Below are 18,358 nucleotides of genomic sequence, written 5' to 3'. Positions count from 1 at the left end.
CCTTGGCATCTCCCGCCCAGCAGGGGGAGGCCGATGCCGTGTGGATGCGCCTGGCGCTCGACCAGGCCCGCGCGGCAGCAGCGGCCGGCGAGGTCCCAGTCGGTTCGGTGCTGGTGCGGGATGGCAAGCTCATCGCCACTGGTCGCAATGCGCCCATCCTGGGGCACGACCCCACGGCCCATGCAGAGATCGTTGCCCTGCGCGCGGCAGCCATGGCCTTCGGTAACTATCGCCTGGATGGCTGCACGCTCTACGTGACGCTGGAGCCCTGTGCCATGTGCAGCGGTGCCATGCTGCACGCACGGCTGGCGCGCGTGGTGTATGGCGCACCTGATCCGCGCACCGGCGCGGCCGGTTCGGTGCTGAACTTGTTTGCCGAGCCTCGCATCAATCACCAGACCGAGGTGCAGGGCGGCATGCTGGCAGAGGAATGCGGCACGCTGTTGCAGGACTTCTTCCGGCAGCGGCGCCACGCGCAGCAGGCCGCGCGCCCCACGGTTCTGCGTGAAGATGCCTTGCGCACGCCCGAGCGCCGCTTCGAGGCGCTGCCCGTCGGGACGGTCATGTCACATTACCGGGAGCGTGACGGTCTGCGCCTGCACTATCTGCAGGCAGGAGGGCAGGGCACCGCGCCCTTGGCATGCTTGTGCCTGCACGGCGCTCGCGGCTGGAGCCAGCGCTATGCCCCCTTGCTGGAGGCTTTTGCCGCTACGGGCCAACTGGCGCTGGCGCCAGACCTGGCCGGCTTTGGCCGCAGTGACAAGCCCAAGCGCGAGGATTTCCATCGCCAGGATTGGCATGTGCGGGACTTGACCGAATGGCTCGACGCCTGGGGCGTGCAGCCATGGGTGCTGGTCTCTGATGCGGCCGATACCGGTCTTGCCCGGGCCCTGCTGCGCCTGGCCCCGGAGCGCTTTGCCGGCTGGTTGCTGCTGCCATCCGGTAGGCCTGATCCTGCACAAGATGAGATGCCTTATCCCGATCGCGGCCACCGTGCCGGCCCGCGCGCCTTTGCTGCCTGGCCGGAAGACGTGGCAGCGGCTCAACCTCCGGCATCGGTGCGCGTGCTGCGGATTGATGCCAATCTGGATGACAGCGCTGCGCAAATCGCGCGACAGGCTGTGGAATACTTTCGCGCAAGTTCGGCACCTGCCGCTCCCTGACCAACCTTGACCTGGAGACGGCCGCAACACCCGGCCGCCATCGCTTTGTCTGCTGCACACGATCACCATCACGACCACGCCCACTGCGGCCACAACCACGGCCCGCGCCATATCTATATTTATTCCCCGTCAGGAGCGGTACGCGACAAGGCCGCCTTCCGCCGTGGCGTGGCGCGCCTGCGTGCGCTGGGGCACGAGGTGGAAATAGACCCTGACGCGCTGGCCAGCCACACGCGCTTTGCTGGCGACGACGCCACCCGCCTGGCGGCCATCCACCGGGCTGCGGCCAGTGGTGCGGATGTGGCGCTGATCTCGCGTGGGGGGTACGGCCTCAGCCGCTTGCTGCCGGGGATTGACTACAAGGCACTGGCCAAGGCGGCACGCCGTGGCACGCGCTTCGTGGGCCTGAGCGATTTCGTCGCGCTGCAGACGGCCTTGCTGGCCAAGACTGGAGCCGTGACCTGGGCCGGGCCGGCACTGGGCGCGGATTTTGGTGTAGCCGGCGAGCCCGACGACATCATGGAAGCCTGCTTCGACGACCTGCTGAGCGGCCATGGCGAAGGCGCTGGCTGGCGCATGTCCAAACCACGTGAAATTTCAAAATTGATAGCTGAAAGCCCAGGTGCCAAAAGGGCTACAGGCGATTTTTATATAAAAAAGGGCCAACTCTGGGGCGGCAACCTGGCCATGCTGGCCTCGCTGGTCGGCACCCCCTACCTGCCTGAGACGAAGGGCGGCATCCTGTTCCTGGAAGACGTGAACGAGTCGCCCTACCGAGTCGAGCGCATGCTGACGCAACTACTGCATGCCGGTGTGCTGGCGCGCCAGAAGGCCATCATCTTTGGCCAATTCACCGACTACAGCCTCACGCCGCATGACAAGGGCTTCAAGCTGCAAACCGTCATCGACTGGCTGCGCACGCAAGTGAAAGCCCGTGTGATCGATGGCCTGCCGTTTGGCCACGTGCCGACCAAGGTGCTGTTGCCTGTGGGGGCAGAGGTTTCGCTCTCGGTCGAAGGGCGTGACGCACTGCTGTACTGGGGGCACACGCACTGATCGCTAGGAGCCTGCCGGGCTTGGAACGTCGAAAGCGAAAATCGGCCCCAGCGAGGACAGTTTTTGCCGGATTTGCAGGCCCATAGCACAGCTATGGGGCAAAAAGACGGTGAAAAATGGACCGCTGCGGTCGATTTGTAGCCGACGCTTTCCAAGTCCGACAGGCTCCTAGGTAGCAGCCTGCCGCGCCCGCACCGTTTGCGCCAGACCGGCGATCGACAGCGGGGCGCAGCCTTCGGCCTTGTTGCTTACGGTGATGTAGGCCGGGTGGCCCGCAGCAGTCGTGGCAAGAGCGACCTTGGCCAGCGCTTCGCGGGTTTCTTCATCGACGTCGTGCAGTTGGTCGAAGGGCTCGTAGAGCTTCTTCGCGTCTTCGTAGCCATACAGGCCATGCACCGGGTGCAGGTTCCAGCGGCATACCAACGGGCCGGGCCACAGCGCGCGCAGCATCGGCAATTGGTCGCCAATGCGTGGCATCTTGGCGTGCAGACCCAGGCAATAGGTGGCACCGGTTTCGCGCAATACGCGGGCCAGCTCCGGCGTGAGCAATTCGGGATTGCGCACTTCAACGGCCATCACGCCGTCTGCTGCGACAGGCCGCAGCGAGGGCAGGGCCTGCAGCATGGCGCGCAGGCGCTGCAAGATTTCTGCTTGCTGGCCCAGCATGGGCCCGGGCAGCGGGCTTAGCTGAAACACCAGCGCGCCCAACTTGTTGCCCAGCCCCTCAAGAGCGGGCTCCACGAACTCCTGTACCGCAAGCTGTGGATCGAGGAAGGCCGGATTGGCCTGCAGGCCGCGGCCGTCTTCACCGCGCACCATGGCATCGGTGACCAGCCCGGGGGCCTTCACCACAAAGCGAAAGTCCGGCGGCACTTGCGCGGCGTAGGCCGCGTACTGGCTGACCGTGAGCGGTCGGTAGAAAGCCCGATCCACGCACACGCTGCGAAACAGCGGATGCTGGCTATAGGCCGGCAGCCCGCGCTTGGACAAGGCAGCGTCGGGATGTTCGTCCGCCCACACCATGCCGGCCCAACCGGGGTAGTTCCACGACGAGGTCCCCAGCCGCAGCAAGTGCGGCAGCGCTGCAACCAATGCCTGGTGTGCAGGATCGGGCGGCTGTGGGGTGATGGCGGCGGAAGCTCGGGCCTTTGCTGGTACGGCGGGGGGCACATCCGGCTGGCCAGGCTCCGGGTCGAGGGGGAAAAGAGAATCCTGCATGGCGCTGGCTAAGGGCAGGGCGCCGGCCTCGCCACAAGCCGCATCAGGCTTGCAACGGATCCACGGCGCCCGGTGTGCGGCGGCTTATTTTTCCTTCTTGCCACGCGGCACGACAACCGTGACCGGCGGCGTGGGCCGGTCGGACGACACCGGGGTTTTAGGGGTCGACAAGTCCTTCTTGGGCTTCTTCGTCATCTTCTCGTTGCGCTGCTCTTTGGCCATGACAGACCTCCTGTTGTGTGTGACACCGGCACGTGCCGGCGCCCGATCCTACTGCGGCAATACGTGATGGCCGCTGGTGCCCCTCATTTCACGCTGGCCACGGCCGTGGCTTGCTGCGTTGTGGCCTCGTGCCGGCGATCTTCGTCCACGTGCAGGTAGATCGCGGTGGTCTCCAGGGACGCATGCCGCAGGTTCTTTTGAATGAAGCGCAGATCGGTGCCGGCATCGGCCTGGTGGGTGGCCGCAGTGTGCCGAATCCAGTGTGTAGAAGCACTGCGCAGCTTGGCCGCACCTGCGGGGTCGGTTGCCTGCAGCGCTTGCGAGGCGGGCAGCAATACGTCCTTGACGATCAAGTAGATCGCCGTGGGCGTCAGGCAGCGCTGGCTTGCTCCGGCCAGGGACATGATGAGTGGCGTCCGTTCCCCTGGCGCGGGCAGGGGCGGGAGGCGGTGGAAGCTGCGGTAGCTGGCAAATGCAGACATCAGCTCGTCGCTGACGGGCACATCGCCTTCCACGCCGCCCTTGCCGGTGACCCGCAACCACCACCTTCCGCGCCGCTGTACGAGGTCACCCGCCTGCGCCTGCGCCGCTTCGGCCGCCCGCAGGCCAGCCCCGTGCAGCAGCCTGAAAACCCATCGGGCCCGCTCCTGGCGCTGTTGCCCTCGCAAGGTGTCGCAGGGCAACTGCTCGATGAAGTCGAGCACGAACTGCCACAAAGGCTGCTCCAGGTAGCGCTCGGCAGCAGCTTGCCGCAGGCTTTTGGCGGGGCGCCCGCGCCGCAGGGCAAGCGGATTCCCCGCCAGGTATCCCGCAGCCACGAGATAGCCAAAGAGCCCTGACAGGATCCCCAGCGCATGCCGCACGCTGCGCGGCGACAGCGGCCCATCGAAAAGCCTGCGGCCGCCACCGCGGCGGGGCAGTCTGGGGTCGATCCAGTCTGCGTCGGGCCGCGCCAGAAAGGCTTCGTAAAGCAGCAAATCCTCGCGCGCCAGGCTGGACAGCGCCTTGCCCTGGCCCCGCGTGGCCCAGACAAGAAGCCGCTCTACTTCCTTGCGGTAACTGCGCAAGGTGTGAGGGGAGCCCGCATATTCCGCCAGCCAAGCCTGCACGGCCTCCAGGTCGTTGCGGGCGGAGAGCTGGCATAGCCCGCCATGTGCCCGGTTTCGTCCCTGGCTGCCATCAAGCGAAAAGTCCGCAATCGTGCCGGCAAAGGCCGGGGTCAACGGGGTATCAGTGGGCTCTGGCTTGCTTGGCATGGATTCGAATGGTGCTTTATGGCGCGTACGGCCGCCATTCTTTTGATAAGAAGCATTATCGTAAATTTGAAACCCGTATCATTATAAAAATAACGTTATACAATGATATACACATGAATCATTGAAGATAAGGATGTGGCTATGGGCAGAGTCAGCGACACGCGCTTTCGCACACGGGAGGCCGCCTCAAGAATCGTCGCAGCCGGCCGCAGGCCGCACGAACTCACCGTTGACCTGATCTACGCAGAGATACGCCAGGGCAGCCGCACGACCATCAACGACGAGCTCAAGCTGTGGAAGGACGAGCAGACCAAAGTCGACGCACTTGGTGAGGCGCTGCCCGCGCCCGTAGCCAGCGCCATGCTCGCCGCCTGGACCGTTGCCGTGGAATATGGCGAAAAAGCCTTTGACCGGCGGCGCGACGAAGTCGAAGCCGAACTGGCCGTGGCCGCAGACCGCACTGCCGCCGCAGAGGCGGCTCAGACCAGCCTTCGCACAGAAATCGCCACCTTGAAGACTCAACAGGAAGCAGGGCGCGCAGAACTGGCGACGGTGCGCCAAGCGCTGCGAACCACTTGCGAGCAAAGAGACGCCGCAGCGCAGCAGGCCGCGCTTGCCGAAGAGCAATTGGCCGCCCAGCACCTTCAGGCGCAGCAACAGATCGAGGCCATTCGCCACGAAAGCGAACAGCGTTTGCAGCAACTGCGGGAAGCCATGGCTGAAAAAGAGAGCGCCTTGCGCGCGGATGTAGCCCGCGCGACCGAGCGGCTAGAGGGCGTGCAGCGACACGTGCTGCTGCAGGTCAACGAGGCGCGCGAGGCGCAAAAACGCGCAGAAGACCAATCCGCCAAGGCCGTCCAGCGTACCGAGCGCCTGAGCGCAGAGCTTGATCCGCTACGGACTCAGGTCACGGCCCTGGCCGCGCAATTGCCGCGCGCCATGCAGGACCAGGCTACGGCGCAGGCAGAAGCCAGGCAGTTGCAAGCGGAACGCGACGAAACCAAGCTGCTGCTGGCCAACACCACCGGCCGACTAGAGGCCGCCACGCAGCAAGTCGGCGAACTGACCGCAAAACTCAATGCATTGACAGCCCTGCAGGTGAGAGGAAAGCTGCCGCGCCGCGCGCAACGTGCGGGGGCAACGCCGTCGGCAGATGAAGTGCCAAAAGCCCAAGACAAGCCGTGAATGGGGACGCCGCCGCGCAGGTGGCGGCGTCATTTGAAGAGATGGATGTCTGCTACGTATTTTTTACTATACATAATATACATCGTATGAAGTAAAAAAGCAGCTTGGCAGCCCCTCAGCGATCACCTCGTTCACACATTTACGTAGGCCGCCCCGGCATGATGACCTGCGGTGACTATTAGGACCAATTGCCGGGCGGCGTAGAACCGAGCAGGTCACCAACTCCCGCTCGGCTTGCTTGCACGTGCTGCTGCGTCGATCTGGGCGGCCAGGTCTGCGCGTTGCGCCTTGCGGGCGAAATCAGCGGCGGTCATGCCTTGCTGGTTGCGCATGGTTGTGTCGGCGCCTTCGCTCAGCAGCAGCTTGGCGGCATCTTCGCCGCCGTAGCCTGCGGCCATCATCAAGGGCGTGGTGCCATTGGGCGACTGGGCGTCGATGAAGGCGTAGTTGTCCAGCAGCAGCTTGATCAGCTCGATCTGGTGCGGCTGGCGGGTGCTGACGGCGTAGTGCAGCGGTGCCCAGCCCGGTTTGTTGACGTCGGCATCGCGGGCGATCAGCGCCTTGGCGGTGTCCAGATCGCCTTTGATGACGGCGATCATCAGCGGGCTTTCGTCGGCGCGGTTGCGCAGCTCGACATTGGTCTTGCGTGACTGCAGCAGTATGGCCAGCGCCTTGGGCGAGGGTTCACGCAGGGCGATGATGAGGCCGCCGTCGCCCTGGGCATTAACGGCATTGGGATCAAAGCCGCGGTTGATCAGGGTGGCGATGGCGTTGGGGTCATCGCGCTTCAGGGCGATGAAGAAGTCATCGTAGGAGCCTGCGGTGGCGCAGGCCGAAAGGCCGGCAGCAGTCAGCGCAAGGACCAGCAGATGGCGACGCGGCAGGCAGGCGATCAAGGCATTCATGGTGGCTGATGGAATGGCGTGCTGGCCGAAGGTTCCGTGCCCCGCAGGAACAGCCGGTCGAAATTGGCGCTGGTGACCTGGGCGATCTCTTCCAGTGCCACGCCGCGTACCTCTGCGATCTGCCGCGCGACGAAGGGCACGTAAGAAGGATTGTTGGGCTTGCCCCGGTAAGGCACCGGCGCCAGATAGGGGCTGTCGGTCTCGATCAGCATGCGGTCGGCCGGCACGAAGGCCGCTACGTCGCGCAGGTGCTGGGCATTCTTGAAGGTGACGATGCCCGAGAACGATATGTAGAAGCCCAGGTCCAGCGCCGCGCGTGCCACTTCGGCCGTTTCGGTAAAGCAGTGGAACACGCCGCCGGCAGCCCCTGCTGATCCGTCCTCGCCCTCCTCCCGCAGGATGGCCAGCGTGTCGTCGGAGGCGCTGCGGGTATGGATCACCAATGGCTTGGCGGTGTGGCGCGCGGCCCGGATGTGGGTGCGGAAGCGCTCGCGCTGCCATTCCAGGTCGGCAATGCTGCGGCCGCCCTTGCGGTCTTCCATGCCGTAGTAGTCCAGGCCGGTCTCGCCGATGGCGATGACGCGCGGCAGCGCGGCGCGGCTGACCAGGTCGTCAAAGCTGGGCTCTTGTACGCCTTCGTTGTCGGGGTGCACGCCGACCGTGGCCCAGAAATTGTCATAGGCGGTGGCCAGTGCATGGACCTGCGCAAACTCCTCCAGCGTGGTGCAGATGCACAGGGCGCGGTCCACCTGCGCCTCGGCCATGGCCTGGCGGATGGCGGGCAACTGGGTCGACAACTCCGGCATGGCAAGGTGGCAGTGCGAATCGGTGAACATCAAAAGTTTGAACGAAAAGTGGCTTAAGCCCAGGCGTGGCGCCGGCTTATAGCTATAAAAACAATAGTAAACCCTGTCGCGACAGGGTTCAGATGGTCTGGGTGGGCCGATCCGAGGCCAGGTGGCCGCCCAGGATTTCTTCGATCTTGAGCTTGAGCGCGCGGGATTTTTCGTCCGGCGGGAACTGGATGCCGACGCCCTGGGTGCGGTTGCCTGATGCCCGCGCCGGCGTGACCCAGGCCACGCGGCCGGCCACGGGATAGCGCGTGGGGTTGTCGGGCAGCGTCAGCAACACGTATACGTCCTCGCCCAGCCGGTACTCCCGCGTGGTCGGGATGAACACCCCGCCTTCGGTGAACAGCGGGATGTAGGCCGCATACAGCGCCGACTTCTCCTTGATGGCGAGCTGTACGACGCTGGGGCGGGGGGAGGCGGGGCTGCTGGTGCTCATGATGGTCCGTGGCGGGAGTTTAGGACGTTTTGCGCGCCGCTCACCAGCGCCTCCTGCATGAGCCCGGGGTTGAACGGGTGCTCTGCCGTGCGCGCGGCCTGCATCAGCGCCTTGGACCAGCGCGCCAGCGCCCGCAGCGGTGGCGGCTTGGGCAGGTCCTGCGGCTCGAAATAGCGTGGTGACGCACCCGCCTGCAGCGCCAGCAGGTCGTGGCAGAGCTTTTGCAGCGCGGCGATGGCGTCGGATGCGGGCCAGTCGGCAAAGACGCTGGCGTCGCCACGCGTCAAGGCCTTGGGCAGCAAGGCCCAGGCACGCGGGTCACGGCCGGCGCGGGAAAAGGCCAGCGCATCGTCGGGCCGGCCACCGGCTGCGCGCAGCAGGGCCGCGGCGTCCGTAGCTGCTATGCCCTGCCCTGCCAGCCAGGCCTGCATCTCGTCCTGGGCGGGCCAGACCATGGTGTGGGCCTGGCAGCGGCTGCGGATGGTGGGCATCAACTGGTGCGCCGCTTCGCTGGCCAGCACAAAGCGCACCTGGCCCGTGGGCTCTTCCAAGGTCTTGAGCAGCGCATTGGCGGTGATGGCGTTCATCTGCTCGGCCGGGTAGACCAGCACCACCTTGCCACGGCCGCGCGCGTCGGTGCGCTGCGCGAACTCGACCGCCTCGCGCATGGCATCGACACGGATCTCGCGGCTGGCCTTGCGCTTCTTGTCGTCGATATCGGACTGCGCCTTCTCGGACAGGGGCCAGTTGAGCGCCTGCATCTGCACCTCGGGCATGAGCACGCGCAGGTCGGCATGGGTGCGCACCTCGATGGCATGGCAGCTGCCGCAGTGGCCGCAGGCTGCGCCGTCGGGTGCCGGGGTGTCGCACAACCAGGCGCTGGCCAGCGCCAGCGCCAGCGGGTATTGGCCGAGGCCGGACGGGCCTTGCAGCAGCAGGGCGTGGCCGCGCTGTGCCAGCAGGATGCCGAGCTGCCGGCCGATCCAGGGGGCGAGCGCGTCGCTCATGATTCGACCAAGCCTGCGTGGGTGGCCATGGCGCTGCGGACCTGGCGAGCCACGTCTTCACGCGCGTTGTTGGCGTCGATGCGCACGAAGCGCTGGGGTGCGGCGGCGGCGCGCGCTGCATAGCCTGCTGCCACCTTGCGGAAGAAGGCTTCGGGCTGGGCCTCGAAGCGGTCGGGCACGCGGCTGCCGGCCAGGCGTTGCGCGGCAATCTCTGGCGGCAGGTCGAACCACAGCGTCAGGTCTGGCTGGCGCGTGCTGCCATCGCCCGGGTTCTGCACCCAGGCCTCGAGCGTGGTCAGCACCTGCAGGTCAAAGCCGCGGCCTGCACCCTGGTAGGCGAAGGTGGCGTCGGTGAAGCGGTCGCACAGCACGACATCGCCGCGCGCCAGGGCCGGCTCTATCACCTGCTGTAGATGGTCGCGCCGCGCGGCAAAGACCAGCAGTGACTCGGTGAGCGGGTCCATGGCGTCTTGCAGCAGCAGGTTGCGCAGCTTTTCTGCCAATGGCGTACCGCCGGGCTCGCGGGTGAGCACCACCGCCCTGCCCTGCGTGCGAAAAGCCTCGGCCAGGCCTTCGATGTGCGAGCTTTTGCCCGCGCCGTCTATGCCCTCGAAGCTGATGAAGAGTCCGTTGTGCGCTGCCATGCCGGCTATTGTCCTTGTGCGCCCTGCGGGCGGTCTTGTCGCGGGGCTGGTGGTGGCAGGCCGCGTGCAACGCCGCGTTGGTACTGGTCGACCGCGCGGTTATGCTCGTCGAGCGATGGGCTGAAATGGCTGCTGCCGTCGCCGCGCGCCACAAAGTACAGCGCCTGCGTGGGGTCTGGCCGCACGGCGGCCAGCAGCGCAGCCCGGCCAGGCATGGCGATGGGCGTGGGCGGCAGGCCGGTGCGGGTGTAGGTGTTCCAGGGCGTATCGGCCAGCAGGTCCTTGCGGCGCAGGTTGCCGTCAAAAGCCGTGCCCAGGCCGTAGATCACCGTGGGGTCGGTCTGCAGCGGCATGCCGATGCGCAGGCGGTTCACAAACACGCCGGCCACCAGGCCACGGTCGCTGGCACGGCCGGTTTCCTTCTCGACGATGCTGGCCAGGGTCAGTGCCTGGTCGGCGTTCTTCAATGGGGTGTCGGGTGCGCGCTGGGCCCAGGCCGCGTCCAGGCGCTTGTCCATGGCGTGCAGCGCACGCCGCAGCACGGCCAGGTCGCTGGAACCCCTGGCATAGGTATAGGTATCGGGGAAGAAGCGGCCCTCGGCTGGCACGCCAGGGCGCTGCAACTGGTCCATGATGGCGGCGTCGGCCAGGCCGGTGGTGTCGGGGCGCAGTTGCTCTGCCTTGGCCAGCGCCTCGCGCACCTGGCGGAAGTTCCAGCCCTCCACCAGCGTGACCGCGCGCAAGGCCTCGTCGCCGCGTACCAGTTTGGACAGCAGGCTGCGCGGCGTGGTGCTGCGGTCCAGCTCATAGCTGCCGGCGCGGATCAGCCGGTCTTGCCCGGACAGGCGGAACCACAGCCACAGCACGCGCGGATCGACGCGCACCCCGGCATTGGCCACATCCTGGGCCACGCCACGCGGCGTACGCCCGGGTTCTATCGACAGATCAACGCTGTCGGACGGCATGGGAAGTGGCTCCTGCAGCCACCAGAGTGCGGCGCCGCCTGCGGCAAACGCCAGCAGCAGGACCAGCACCAGTAGTCGACGTAGTGTTTTCAAGCCCTGTGCGTCCTTCCTGACATCAACCGAGCATGATAATTCAGCCCATGACTGCGACCCTGAACGGAATCACCCCTCTTGACCACCTGGGCACCATCCGCGTTGCGGGCGACGATGCCGTGTCCTTTCTGCAAGGCCAATTGACACAAGATTTTGCGTTGTTGCGACCTGGCGAGGCGCGGCTGGCGGCTTTTCTGTCGGCCAAGGGGCGCATGCAGGCGAGCTTCATTGGCTTTGTGCATGCGCCGGGCGAGGTGCTGCTGGTCTGCAACCGCGACCTGCTGGCGCCCACGCTCAAGCGCCTGTCGATGTTTGTCATGCGCGCCAAGGCCAAGCTGACCGATGCCACGGCCGATTTCGCGCTGTGGGGCTTGGCCGGCGATACCGCCACCGCCGCTGGCGCCAATGGCCCGATGTGGTCCAAAACGCATCCGGCCGAAGGCGTTGACCTGGTGGCGCTGCCGCCGGCGGCGGGCCAGGTGCGCGCGCTGTGGGTGGCGCCTGCCGGCACGGCCCCGAGCGGCCCGGCGCTGGATGCGGCCTTGTGGCGCTGGGGTGAAGTTGCCAGCGGCGTGGCCACACTGTCGGCGCCGGTGGTCGATGCCTTTGTGCCGCAGATGCTCAATTACGAGTCGGTGGGCGGCGTCAACTTCAAGAAGGGCTGCTACCCGGGCCAGGAGGTGGTGGCGCGCAGCCAGTTTCGCGGCACGCTCAAGCGCCGGGCCTATCTGGCGCACACAGAGGCAGAGCCCGCCGTGGGCGCCGAGGTCTTTCATTCGGGCGATGACAGCCAGCCTTGCGGCACCGTGGTGCAGGCCGCTGCCGCGCCAGGCGGTGGCTTTGACCTGCTGGTGTCGATGCAGACCAGCGCCGCCGCAGACGGCAGCTTGCGCGCCGGCTCGCCGCAAGGCGCGCTGCTGGCGCTGCAGCCGCTGCCCTATGCGCTGCTGGACGACATCTAAAGAAATATTGACGAAATACGCCTCCAGCCCAGGTCAGTACTGGGCTAGTAGCTATAATAAATATAGCAATGGCGACGCGCGCCATTCGCCGCCAGCGCCCTCCCCCTATTTCCCATGAGTCGGTTTGCATCCCACAAGGCCCTGCTGTGGATCGTGGCCACGGGTTTCTTCATGCAGACCCTGGACACGACCATCGTCAACACGGCCCTGCCGTCGATGGCGCGTGCGCTTGGCGTATCGCCCTTGGCGCTGCAGCCGGTGGTGGTGGCCTACACCCTGACCATGGCGCTGCTCACACCCGCCTCGGGCTGGCTCGCCGACCGCTTCGGTACGCGCAGGGTGTACTTCGCCGCCATCCTGATCTTTACGCTGGGCTCGCTCTGCTGCGCCAGCGCGACCACGCTGAACCAGCTGATCCTGGCGCGCGTGCTGCAAGGCCTGGGCGGCTCCATGCTGCTGCCGATCGGGCGCCTGGCGGTGCTGCGCACGGTGACTGGCGAGCAGTATGTGTCGGCCCTGGCCATGATCTCGGTCGCCGGCCAGGTCGGCCCTATCGTCGGGCCGACGCTGGGCGGCTGGTTTGTGCAGGCGGTGTCCTGGCACTGGATCTTTCTCATCAACGTGCCCATTGGCCTGGTCGGACTGCTGGCGGTATGGCGCCACCTGCCCGACGACGCGCTGCCCGATACGCCGGCCTTCGACCTCGCAGGCTATGGCCTGCTGGCGCTGGGCATGGTGGGCTTCTCGCTGGCGCTGGATGCGCATTTGGGCGCGCACGCCTGGTTCTGGTCCGGCGGCCTGCTGCTGCTCAGCCTGGCCGCCGTGCTGCTGTATGTGCCCTATGCGCGGCGGCGCAGCGATCCGCTGTTCCGGCTGTCGCTGTTTCGTGAGCCTAACTTCAGCGTGGGCCTGATCGGCAACCTGGTCTGCCGCGTCGGCTCGTCCGCCGTGCCCTTTCTGCTGCCACTGTTGATGCAGTTGGAGCTGGGCTACAGCCCGCTGCAATCGGGCCTGATGCTGCTGCCCGCGGCATTGGCCGGCGTCGTGGCCAAGAGCTGGATCGCGCCCTTGGTCAGGCGCTATGGCTATGAGGCGTTTCTGCTGGTGAACACGGTGGTGGTGGGCTTGTCGATCACTGCCTTTGCACTGATCTCGTCGGCCACGCCGCTGGCGCTGGAAATCGCCATCCTGGCCATCTTCGGCGCCAGCAACTCGATGCAGTTCGCGGCCATGAACAGCGTCACGCTCAAGGGGCTGTCCATAAAGGACGCGGCTAGCGGCAACAGCCTGTTCTCCATGGTGCAGATGCTGGCCATCGGGCTGGGCGTGTCCATCGGCGGCGGGCTGGTGCAGGCCATGGGCAGCCATGTGGACTCCGCCATCACGGCCTTCCGCATCAGCTTTGTCTGCGTGGGCGTGATCACGCTGGCCTCGGCGCTGGTGTTTCGCCGCCTGGGCAAGACTCCGCGGGCCCTGCCAGCCGCCTGAACTACAGGCGCCGCTGCATGCCGATGTGGGGGATGCCGACCTCGTCGAAGGGCTCGCCCACCGGCGTGAAACCGGCCCGCGCATAAAAGCCCTCTGCGCTGCGCTGGGCGTGCAGGATCACCTCATGGTCCCCGCGCGCCCGTGCCTGCGCCACCAGTGCATCGAGCACGGCCCGGCCCAGTTGGGCGCCGCGCAAGGCGCGGATCACTGCCATGCGGCCGATACGCCCCACACCCTCGGCGTACTGCAGCAGGCGGCCGGTAGCCAGCGGCTGGCCCAGGCGGTTGTAGACCACGGCGTGCACGGCCGTGGCGTCATCGGCGTCCCACTCTTCTTCGGCCGGAATGGCCTGCTCCTGCACAAAGACCTCGGTGCGCACGCTGGCGGCATGCTCGCCCAGCGCGTCCCATGTGCCAGTACGGACCTCGGTCACGGTGGCACCGGCCTCGAAGTCCTGCAGGAGGGCGCGCAGCGCAGGAGGCACCGGCCGCGAAGTTTGCGTGGCCGGGTCGGCGAAGACGTAGATCAGCTCGCATTCGATCAGCAGCGTGCCGTCCCGGAAGATCGCGCCCATAAATGTCATGGAACTGGTGCCGATGCGCGCGCAGCGCAGCGCCACGTCCAGGCGGTCATCGATGCGGGCCGAGGCGTGGTACTCGACCGTGGCCTTCTTCACATACAGGTCGCCCCCCAGCAAGTGCATGGCCGACTCATAAGGCAAAGCCAGCGCACGCCAGTAGTCGGACACGGCGGTGTCGAAATACATCAGGTAGTGCGCATTGAAGACGATCTTCTGCATGTCGATCTCAGCCCAACGCACGCGCAGGCGGTGGCTGAAGCGGAAGTCGCCCCGTACGGATCGGGTGGTGGTGTTGGCGGTGCTCATATCAGTCTCCGAAAAAGGCCTGGCGCAGCGCGCGCGCTGCATCGGCATGGGCGGCCAATGCCTCGGGGATGGTGCGGCCCATCTTGATGAATTCGTGGGTTACGCCGCGGTAGATCTCCAGGTCTACCGGTACGCCTGCGGCGCGCAGCTTGTCGGCGTAGGCCACGCCCTCGTCCACCAGCGGATCGCATTCGGCCAGGCAGATCCAGGCGGGCGCGACACCGTCGACGTCGTCCGCGTTGAGCGGGGCGAAGCGCCAGTCGTCGCGGTCGGCGCGGTTGCGCACGTATTGGTCGAAGAACCAGGTGATCGATGCCTCGCCCAACACATAACCTTCGGCGAAGCGCTGGTGCGAGGGTGTGTCCTGGTGTGCGGTCGTGCCGGGGTAGATCAGCAACTGCAGTGCCAGGCGCAGGCCGGCGTCGCGCGCCAGGACGGCGTTGACCGCGGCCAGCGTGCCGCCGGCACTGTCGCCGCCCACCGCAAGCCGCGTGGCGTCGGCGCCGAGCGTGGCGGCGTTCGCGGCGATCCAGGCCAGCGCGTCCCAGGCGTCGTGGGCCGCCGTCGGGAATTTGTGCTCAGGCGCCAACCGGTAGTCAATGGAGACCACCATGCAGCCGGCCTGCCGCGCCAGCTCGCGGCACAGCGTGTCGTGCGTCTCGATGCTGCCGATGGTGAAGCCGCCGCCGTGGGTGTAGAGCAGCAGCGGCAGCGCTGTGCCCACCGTGGGCGCGTACAGGCGTGCCGGCAAGGCATGGCCGTCGCGGGCGGGGATGGTGAAGTTCTCTACGCGCGGCAGCGCCGGGCGGGAGATTTCGAGCACGCCGGCACCGGCGGCGTAGGCTTTTCTGGCAGCGGCGGGTGACAGCGTGTGCAGCGGCGGGCGGCGGGCACGCTCCATGGCGTCGATCACGCCACGCATCTTCGGGGTCAGGACGGAAGGGTCGTAGGGCATCCCCCGAGCATAGAGGCGCGGCCGTCAAGCGACGGTGTGTCGCACACTCAACTGCGCACCTTTTGGCACAAAGCTGTGACACGAACCTGCACAGGTGGGTAGAGCGTACTAACTTGTGATTGCCTTCTCGTAGTCGGCCCCAAGCTCGCTCAATACTGAGCGCGCCGGACGCGGTGCACCGAGATGCAGGTAACGCAGTTCATCCATCAGGGCGCTCCAAAGTGAAGGGCCGCCCTTTTCCAGCCGCTCCGCGCGCAAAGCCTCCTCCTTGCTCGGCTGTGTATGCCGAAGGCCCCAAGCAGACACGTGCGCGAGCAGAGGTACAAGCTGTATGGCGGCTTCCGTGAGGCTGTAGATGCCTTTCTGCTGATGATTCGGATCCGAACTCCGTGTCAGCAGGCCAGACGCGAGCAGGTGCTTCAGCCGGCTTGCGAGGATGTTCGAGGCGATGCCTTCCTTGTTTTGCTCCAGCAGGGCGCCATAGCTGCGCCTGTTCGTGAACAGGACATCGCGGATAACGATCAGGCTCCAGCGGTCGCCGATCTGCTCAAGCGTCAGGTTGATCGGGCAGCCCGATCGTCTTGTTTGCGACAAAGTCCTCTCCTGAATTTCCACTTGCATCATGCAAGCTGTAGGGGGTATTATCCGACAACTTGCAAAATGCAAGTGCTACAGAGATCTTGGCAGATCGTTAGGACACACCATGAAATTCTCCACCATCACTTCGCGTGCCGTGCTCGCGGTATCGCTGGCATTCGTTGGCACCTTCGTTGCGGTAGCACCGGCCCAAGCTGCAGCGCCGATGCAGCACAAGCAGGCTCCGGGCTTCTATCGCGCGATGATTGGCGGCTATGAAGTCACCGCGCTCCATGACGGCGGCGCCGGCATTGACTCCAGCCTTCTGCATGGCGATCCAGCGCTCATCCAGTCCCTCCTGGCGCGCTCCTTCCAAAACGATCCCAAGAACGTCTCGGCCACCGTCCAAGGCTACCTCGTCAACACCGGCTCCAAGCTCGTTCTCATCGATGCTGGTGCAGGCGGCCACTGGGGCGGCCCCGCGCTGGGCAAGCTCGTACAGAACTTGAAGGCCTCCGGCTACAAGCCGGAGCAGGTTGACCTGGTGCTGCTGACCCATCTTCACGCTGACCATGCCGGCGGAATCTACAAAGACGGGAAACGCGTCTTCGCGAACGCGACCGTGATGATGAAGAAGGCCGACGCCGATTTCTGGCTATCGAAGGAAATCATGGCCAAGGCCCCGGAAGAAGCAAAAATCTTCTTCACGGTGGCACAGGATGCCGCCGCGCCTTACATCGCTGCAGGCAAATGGAAGCCGTACGAAAGCATGGACGCAATCGTCCCCGGCATCACGCCGTATGCCATTCCCGGCCACACGCCCGGTCACACCGGCTACACGATTTCCTCGAAGGGTGAGTCGCTGCTGGTCTGGGGCGACGTAGCTCATGTTGGGGCCGTCCAGATGCCACACCCAGAAGTCAGCATCGTCTTCGACTCGGACAGCGAATCGGCTGTCAAGACACGTGAAGCCCTTCTGGTGACACTCGCTGCGGACAAAACGATGATCGCCGCCGCCCACATGCCGTTCCCTGGCCTGGGCCGTGTTCGCAAGGACGACACCGGCGCTGGCTACGACTGGGTGCCGGCGACCTTCCGCGACCTGAAGTGAGCTGAACCATGACCTATGACTCATCTTCCATCCGCAAGCTGCGCGATGCGATGTTCGCCTTCAATTTTGCGCATCCCGTAAACACAATCGAGACGCTCCGCGTCGGCATGGAGGCGATTTCACAAGCAAACCCGCCCGCGGCTGACCTAAGCATCGAGCCGACCGAACTCGGTGGCGTAGCCGCTGTGGCGATTACGGCTCCCGGCGCGTCCAAAGACCGGGTCATCTACCATTTCCACGGTGGTGGCTGGGTGGCTGGCTCTCCGGCCTCGCATGTGGGCATGCTCGGAGAGCTGTCTCGAGCAGCCAAGTCCCAGGTCATCGTTCTGGACCACTCCAAGGCACCCGAGCATCCATTTCCCGCTTCCTACGACGAGTCCATCCGCGGCTACGAAGCAGTGCGTGCGCTTGGCAAGCCGTTCGCCGTGACAGGAGACTCCAGTGGCGGTGGCATGGTTCTCAACCTTCTTGCCTACGCATCCTCGAAGGGCCATAAGGACGCGCGAGCAGCGCTACTGATTAGCCCATGGGCAGACCTAACACTGACGCTGCCCTCGTTGACGCAGTTGGCCGACCGCGACCCCATGGTCAACGCGAGCGCGATGCGGGAGATGGTCGAGGCCTACGCTGGCAAGCACGATTTGAAGGATCCGCGCATCTCGCCCATGTTCGCCGACATGCACGGTTTTCCTCCTGTGCTCATCCACGTCGGAAGCGACGAAGTACTTCTCGACGACGCGATTGAAATTGACCGAAAGGTGCGCGCGGCCGGCGGCGAGTCCCGCCTTGAGGTCTGGCCGGAGATGCTGCACGTTTGGCACATTCAGACAGGCTCCTTGCCTCAGGCCCACGACGCGCTGCAGAGAGCTGGCGAGTTTCTCATCGCGCACCTCGAGAAATAGCATGCGCGCGCCCTCAACGAAGACACAGACACTAGACAGGAAATTGCAATGACTACGGACACCAGCACGCCGGGAACGGCATGGATGCAAATCGTCAAGAAGAAAGGAACGAGCGACTTCGCAACGTCGTTCACCGCTGACGCCAGCCTTCAGACCTCAGCCCTCAGCAAGGCCGTGGTCGGCCCGGCACTGATCGGGGCGTTCTTTACCGCGACGAGCACGATGTACGAACACTTCGCGTTCACGGCGGAGACGGTTGACGGTGCGAAGACTTACCTTGAGTGGGATGCCACCCACGCTGGCAAGCCGATCGCCGGCATCACCATCATCACTCGGAATGAGGCTGGCCTCATCCACAACATCAAGCTCTTTCAGAGCCCGTTTCCCGTCGTTCGTGAGTTCTCGTCTGGCCTCAAGGAGCGGCTCGCAGGAACACTCGGTCAAGACTTCTTTAGCTAAGCCGGGAAAACAACCAAC

Annotated in this window: 20 protein-coding genes; 8 read left to right on the top strand and 12 right to left on the bottom strand. The window is 65.5% G+C overall.

Annotated elements, in window-relative coordinates:
* Positions 1-2 precede the first annotated feature (2 nt).
* Positions 3-1,163: a tRNA adenosine(34) deaminase TadA gene (gene tadA / locus AAFF27_13480; GenBank protein XAH26137.1), complete on the top strand. Its 1,161-nt coding sequence runs from the start codon at positions 3-5 to the stop codon at positions 1,161-1,163.
* A gap of 39 nt (positions 1,164-1,202) precedes the next feature.
* Positions 1,203-2,219, top strand: coding sequence for an LD-carboxypeptidase (locus AAFF27_13475; protein ID XAH26235.1), 1,017 nt, complete (start codon positions 1,203-1,205; stop codon positions 2,217-2,219).
* 168 nt (positions 2,220-2,387) lie between these two features.
* Here the strand turns inward: AAFF27_13475 and AAFF27_13470 are convergent, their stop codons facing one another.
* The 3 genes from AAFF27_13470 to AAFF27_13460 form a co-directional block, all read right to left on the bottom strand.
* Entirely contained in the window at positions 2,388-3,437 is a 1,050-nt protein-coding gene (locus AAFF27_13470) for a DUF72 domain-containing protein (protein XAH26136.1), read from the bottom strand.
* Positions 3,438-3,521: 84 nt separating this feature from the next.
* Positions 3,522-3,659 (bottom strand): hypothetical protein, encoded by a 138-nt coding sequence (locus tag AAFF27_13465; GenBank protein ID XAH26135.1) that lies wholly within the window; start codon positions 3,657-3,659, stop codon positions 3,522-3,524.
* A gap of 83 nt (positions 3,660-3,742) precedes the next feature.
* Positions 3,743-4,915: a tyrosine-type recombinase/integrase gene (locus AAFF27_13460; protein XAH26134.1), complete on the bottom strand. Its 1,173-nt coding sequence runs from the start codon at positions 4,913-4,915 to the stop codon at positions 3,743-3,745.
* A gap of 141 nt (positions 4,916-5,056) precedes the next feature.
* Here AAFF27_13460 and AAFF27_13455 point away from each other — a divergent pair, with 141 nt between their 5' ends.
* A complete protein-coding gene (locus AAFF27_13455; GenBank protein XAH26133.1) occupies positions 5,057-6,100 on the top strand; it encodes a DNA-binding protein in 1,044 nt (347 codons plus the stop codon).
* Between the two features lie 215 nt (positions 6,101-6,315).
* Here the strand turns inward: AAFF27_13455 and AAFF27_13450 are convergent, their stop codons facing one another.
* The 6 genes from AAFF27_13450 to mltG form a co-directional block, all read right to left on the bottom strand.
* Positions 6,316-7,005, bottom strand: coding sequence for an ankyrin repeat domain-containing protein (locus tag AAFF27_13450; GenBank protein XAH26132.1), 690 nt, complete (start codon positions 7,003-7,005; stop codon positions 6,316-6,318).
* Entirely contained in the window at positions 7,002-7,841 is an 840-nt protein-coding gene (locus AAFF27_13445) for a TatD family hydrolase (protein XAH26131.1), read from the bottom strand. Before AAFF27_13445 ends, AAFF27_13450 begins: the two co-directional genes overlap by 4 nt.
* An 88-nt stretch (positions 7,842-7,929) precedes the next feature.
* A complete protein-coding gene (locus AAFF27_13440) occupies positions 7,930-8,292 on the bottom strand; it encodes a PilZ domain-containing protein (protein XAH26130.1) in 363 nt (120 codons plus the stop codon).
* On the bottom strand, positions 8,289-9,299 hold the full coding sequence (locus AAFF27_13435) for a DNA polymerase III subunit delta' (protein ID XAH26129.1): 1,011 nt from the start codon (positions 9,297-9,299) through the stop codon (positions 8,289-8,291). The genes AAFF27_13440 and AAFF27_13435 overlap by 4 nt, the downstream gene beginning before the upstream one ends.
* The gene (tmk, locus tag AAFF27_13430; protein ID XAH26128.1) at positions 9,296-9,943 is read right to left on the bottom strand and encodes a dTMP kinase; all 648 of its coding nucleotides are present in this window, start codon (positions 9,941-9,943) and stop codon (positions 9,296-9,298) included. The genes AAFF27_13435 and tmk overlap by 4 nt, the downstream gene beginning before the upstream one ends.
* A 5-nt stretch (positions 9,944-9,948) precedes the next feature.
* Positions 9,949-11,001 carry an endolytic transglycosylase MltG gene (gene mltG / locus AAFF27_13425; GenBank protein XAH26127.1) on the bottom strand — a complete coding sequence of 351 codons (1,053 nt, stop codon included), beginning with the start codon at positions 10,999-11,001 and terminating at the stop codon, positions 9,949-9,951.
* A 47-nt stretch (positions 11,002-11,048) separates the two neighbouring features.
* Here mltG and AAFF27_13420 point away from each other — a divergent pair, with 47 nt between their 5' ends.
* Both AAFF27_13420 and mdtD read left to right on the top strand, forming a co-directional pair.
* A complete protein-coding gene (locus AAFF27_13420; protein XAH26126.1) occupies positions 11,049-11,963 on the top strand; it encodes a folate-binding protein in 915 nt (304 codons plus the stop codon).
* Between the two features lie 114 nt (positions 11,964-12,077).
* Positions 12,078-13,451, top strand: coding sequence for a multidrug transporter subunit MdtD (gene mdtD, locus AAFF27_13415; GenBank protein XAH26125.1), 1,374 nt, complete (start codon positions 12,078-12,080; stop codon positions 13,449-13,451).
* A gap of 1 nt (position 13,452) precedes the next feature.
* Here the strand turns inward: mdtD and AAFF27_13410 are convergent, their stop codons facing one another.
* From AAFF27_13410 to AAFF27_13400, 3 genes are all read right to left on the bottom strand, one after another.
* A complete protein-coding gene (locus AAFF27_13410) occupies positions 13,453-14,337 on the bottom strand; it encodes a YbgC/FadM family acyl-CoA thioesterase (GenBank protein ID XAH26124.1) in 885 nt (294 codons plus the stop codon).
* A gap of 1 nt (position 14,338) precedes the next feature.
* The gene (locus AAFF27_13405) at positions 14,339-15,292 is read right to left on the bottom strand and encodes an alpha/beta hydrolase (GenBank protein XAH26123.1); all 954 of its coding nucleotides are present in this window, start codon (positions 15,290-15,292) and stop codon (positions 14,339-14,341) included.
* 108 nt (positions 15,293-15,400) lie between these two features.
* Entirely contained in the window at positions 15,401-15,913 is a 513-nt protein-coding gene (locus tag AAFF27_13400; GenBank protein ID XAH26122.1) for a helix-turn-helix domain-containing protein, read from the bottom strand.
* Positions 15,914-15,995: 82 nt separating this feature from the next.
* Between AAFF27_13400 and AAFF27_13395 the strand changes: the two genes are divergently transcribed.
* Genes AAFF27_13395 through AAFF27_13385 form a run of 3 tightly spaced genes read left to right on the top strand, consistent with a single transcriptional unit; the run spans position 15,996 to position 18,340 of the window.
* Positions 15,996-16,979 (top strand): MBL fold metallo-hydrolase, encoded by a 984-nt coding sequence (locus AAFF27_13395; protein XAH26121.1) that lies wholly within the window; start codon positions 15,996-15,998, stop codon positions 16,977-16,979.
* A gap of 8 nt (positions 16,980-16,987) precedes the next feature.
* Positions 16,988-17,881, top strand: a complete 894-nt coding sequence (locus AAFF27_13390) for an alpha/beta hydrolase (protein XAH26120.1) — start codon at positions 16,988-16,990, stop codon at positions 17,879-17,881.
* A gap of 48 nt (positions 17,882-17,929) precedes the next feature.
* Positions 17,930-18,340: a hypothetical protein gene (locus AAFF27_13385; GenBank protein ID XAH26119.1), complete on the top strand. Its 411-nt coding sequence runs from the start codon at positions 17,930-17,932 to the stop codon at positions 18,338-18,340.
* Positions 18,341-18,358 lie beyond the last annotated feature (18 nt).

The organism is Xylophilus sp. GW821-FHT01B05 (assembly GCA_038961845.1).
Lineage (GTDB): Bacteria > Pseudomonadota > Gammaproteobacteria > Burkholderiales > Burkholderiaceae_C > Xylophilus.
The sequence above is the reverse complement of the archived record's forward strand: the minus strand, read 5'-3'. Positions and strand labels throughout refer to the sequence as shown.

Bases quoted from the DNA above. Each gene is read 5' to 3' on its own strand.
- AAFF27_13400 (XAH26122.1), bottom strand. From the start codon at position 15,913: ATGCAAGTGGAAATTCAGGAGAGGACTTTGTCGCAAACAAGACGATCG.
- tmk (XAH26128.1), bottom strand. From the start codon at position 9,943: ATGGCAGCGCACAACGGACTCTTCATCAGCTTCGAGGGCATAGACGGC.
- AAFF27_13470 (XAH26136.1), bottom strand. From the start codon at position 3,437: ATGCAGGATTCTCTTTTCCCCCTCGACCCGGAGCCTGGCCAGCCGGAT.
- AAFF27_13410 (XAH26124.1), bottom strand. From the start codon at position 14,337: ATGAGCACCGCCAACACCACCACCCGATCCGTACGGGGCGACTTCCGC.
- AAFF27_13390 (XAH26120.1), top strand. From the start codon at position 16,988: ATGACCTATGACTCATCTTCCATCCGCAAGCTGCGCGATGCGATGTTC.
- AAFF27_13465 (XAH26135.1), bottom strand. From the start codon at position 3,659: ATGGCCAAAGAGCAGCGCAACGAGAAGATGACGAAGAAGCCCAAGAAG.
- AAFF27_13420 (XAH26126.1), top strand. From the start codon at position 11,049: ATGACTGCGACCCTGAACGGAATCACCCCTCTTGACCACCTGGGCACC.
- AAFF27_13440 (XAH26130.1), bottom strand. From the start codon at position 8,292: ATGAGCACCAGCAGCCCCGCCTCCCCCCGCCCCAGCGTCGTACAGCTC.
- AAFF27_13460 (XAH26134.1), bottom strand. From the start codon at position 4,915: ATGCCAAGCAAGCCAGAGCCCACTGATACCCCGTTGACCCCGGCCTTT.
- AAFF27_13455 (XAH26133.1), top strand. From the start codon at position 5,057: ATGGGCAGAGTCAGCGACACGCGCTTTCGCACACGGGAGGCCGCCTCA.
- AAFF27_13405 (XAH26123.1), bottom strand. From the start codon at position 15,292: ATGCCCTACGACCCTTCCGTCCTGACCCCGAAGATGCGTGGCGTGATC.
- AAFF27_13445 (XAH26131.1), bottom strand. From the start codon at position 7,841: ATGTTCACCGATTCGCACTGCCACCTTGCCATGCCGGAGTTGTCGACC.
- AAFF27_13385 (XAH26119.1), top strand. From the start codon at position 17,930: ATGACTACGGACACCAGCACGCCGGGAACGGCATGGATGCAAATCGTC.
- AAFF27_13395 (XAH26121.1), top strand. From the start codon at position 15,996: ATGAAATTCTCCACCATCACTTCGCGTGCCGTGCTCGCGGTATCGCTG.
- AAFF27_13450 (XAH26132.1), bottom strand. From the start codon at position 7,005: ATGAATGCCTTGATCGCCTGCCTGCCGCGTCGCCATCTGCTGGTCCTT.
- AAFF27_13435 (XAH26129.1), bottom strand. From the start codon at position 9,299: ATGAGCGACGCGCTCGCCCCCTGGATCGGCCGGCAGCTCGGCATCCTG.
- mdtD (XAH26125.1), top strand. From the start codon at position 12,078: ATGAGTCGGTTTGCATCCCACAAGGCCCTGCTGTGGATCGTGGCCACG.